This is a genomic window from Tamlana crocina, assembly GCF_012037625.1.
This window is the reverse complement of record NZ_JAAVJS010000323.1, coordinates 1-413: the sequence shown is the minus strand read 5'-3', so window position 1 is coordinate 413 and position 413 is coordinate 1. Positions and strand designations below refer to the sequence as shown.

1 protein-coding gene is annotated in these 413 nt (G+C 47.5%); it reads right to left on the bottom strand.

Features of this window, described 5'->3' with window-relative positions; genetic code table 11:
• The coding region (locus tag HC176_RS16935; protein WP_280818708.1) for a methionyl-tRNA formyltransferase at positions 1–413 on the bottom strand (413 nt) is incomplete at both ends.

The following is a 413-nucleotide window of genomic DNA, read 5'->3' as shown; positions in this document are numbered from 1 at the left end:
AGGTTGCTCCCAGTCAATCCGGGTATTCTCCCGGGTAAGCTTGTGAGCGGTCTTTAACTCTCCCACATCCTTTTGAGGAGTGGTCTTTACAGGCCCCTCCTCAATAGCTTTAAGTGTTTTTAAAACCAGGCTGGCTCCCGTGGTCATTAATTTATCATGAAGGCTTCCCGCATCCTCATCCCGGTCAATGCTTACTTTTTCCTGCAGGATCATTTCTCCCGTGTCAATTTTTTCATCAATAAAGAAGGTGGAAACACCGGTTTCTGTTTCTCCGTTAATGATCGCCCAATTGATAGGCGCTGCTCCCCGGTACTGCGGAAGCAAAGAAGCGTGTAAGTTAAAAGTACCAAATTCCGGCATTTTCCAAACCGCCTCCGGCAACATTCTGAATGCCACCACTACCTGCAAATTCG